The sequence below is a fragment of the Photobacterium rosenbergii genome (assembly GCF_033022775.1).
GTDB classification, from domain to species: Bacteria; Pseudomonadota; Gammaproteobacteria; order Enterobacterales; family Vibrionaceae; genus Photobacterium; species Photobacterium rosenbergii_A.
The window spans coordinates 1-1,843 of sequence record NZ_JAWJZI010000041.1 but is presented as its reverse complement, the minus strand read 5'-3'; the positions used below and the strand labels follow the sequence as shown (position 1 = coordinate 1,843).

Annotated in this window: 2 tRNA genes and 2 rRNA genes; all 4 read right to left on the bottom strand. The window is 48.4% G+C overall.

The window, feature by feature from the left end:
- Positions 1-786 (bottom strand): 23S ribosomal RNA (locus R2X38_RS26570); the annotation flags it as partial.
- Between the two features lie 290 nt (positions 787-1,076).
- Positions 1,077-1,152 (bottom strand) — tRNA-Ala (locus tag R2X38_RS26565).
- A 42-nt stretch (positions 1,153-1,194) separates the two neighbouring features.
- Positions 1,195-1,271 (bottom strand) — tRNA-Ile (locus R2X38_RS26560).
- Positions 1,272-1,337: 66 nt separating this feature from the next.
- Positions 1,338-1,843 (bottom strand): 16S ribosomal RNA (locus tag R2X38_RS26555); the annotation flags it as partial.

Below are 1,843 nucleotides of genomic sequence, written 5' to 3'. Positions count from 1 at the left end.
CAGGTTTGATTGGCCTTTCACCCCTAGCCACAAGTCATCCGCTAATTTTTCAACATTAGTCGGTTCGGTCCTCCAGTTGATGTTACTCAACCTTCAACCTGCCCATGGCTAGATCACCTGGTTTCGGGTCTATATCCAGAGACTGAACGCCCAGTTAAGACTCGGTTTCCCTACGGCTCCCCTAGATGGTTAACCTTGCCACTGAATATAAGTCGCTGACCCATTATACAAAAGGTACGCAGTCACAGGACAAGCCTGCTCCTACTGCTTGTACGTACACGGTTTCAGGTTCTATTTCACTCCCCTCACAGGGGTTCTTTTCGCCTTTCCCTCACGGTACTGGTTCACTATCGGTCAGTCAGGAGTATTTAGCCTTGGAGGATGGTCCCCCCATGTTCAGACAGGATATCACGTGTCCCGCCCTACTCGATTTCACTGAACACACGTCGTCAACTACGGGACTATCACCCTGTATCGTCGGCCTTTCCAGGCTGTTCGTCTAACGCGTGTAAAGCTTAAGGGCTAGTCCAATTTCGCTCGCCGCTACTTTCGGAATCTCGGTTGATTTCTTTTCCTCGGGGTACTTAGATGTTTCAGTTCCCCCGGTTCGCTCTGTTGAGCTATGTATTCACTCAACAGTAATACCTTATGGTATTGGGTTTCCCCATTCGGAAATCCCAGACTCAAATGGTTTTTACTACCTAATCTGGGCTTATCGCAAGTTAATACGTCCTTCATCGCCTCTGACTGCCAAGGCATCCACCGTGTACGCTTAGTCACTTAACCATACAACCCGAAGGAGTTTCGAGTTGATGTTCAAATCACCAAAGTTGTCTCTCATTATTTGAATGAGCGAGAGACATTCGATTTTGCCGGACTCAATTTCGAATAATCACTGTAAAAGTGATATTCCCAAGAACACTTGAATGTGTTTTTTGGTGTTTATCTTTCGATAAACATTGAGAACTTTACAAACAACAATAAATTGTTGTTTTGTCAGCTTTCCAAATTGTTAAAGAGCTAGATTTTCTGATGAAAACCATTTTTAAAGATTCTTTTTCAAGAACACTTAAAGATGGTGGAGCTATGCGGGATCGAACCGCAGACCTCCTGCGTGCAAGGCAGGCGCTCTCCCAGCTGAGCTATAGCCCCATCAAGGTGTCGATACTGTCGCCAATTCCTTGGGAAAGAAATTGGTGGGTCTGAGTGGACTCGAACCACCGACCTCTCGCTTATCAGGCGAACGCTCTAACCACCTGAGCTACAGACCCAGTATCGTCTCTTTACTTTATAAACCGTATCAATCTGTGTGAACACTCATCGCAATAATCATCGTTTAAGGAGGTGATCCAGCCCCAGGTTCCCCTAGGGCTACCTTGTTACGACTTCACCCCAGTCATGAACCACAAAGTGGTAAACGCCCTCCCGAAGGTTAAGCTATCTACTTCTGGTGCAGCCCACTCCCATGGTGTGACGGGCGGTGTGTACAAGGCCCGGGAACGTATTCACCGTGGCATTCTGATCCACGATTACTAGCGATTCCGACTTCATGGAGTCGAGTTGCAGACTCCAATCCGGACTACGACGTACTTTCTGGGATTCGCTCACTCTCGCAAGTTGGCCGCCCTCTGTATACGCCATTGTAGCACGTGTGTAGCCCTACTCGTAAGGGCCATGATGACTTGACGTCGTCCCCACCTTCCTCCGGTTTATCACCGGCAGTCTCCCTGGAGTTCCCACCATGACGTGCTGGCAAACAAGGATAGGGGTTGCGCTCGTTGCGGGACTTAACCCAACATTTCACAACACGAGCTGACGACAGCCATGCAGCACCTGTCTCAGA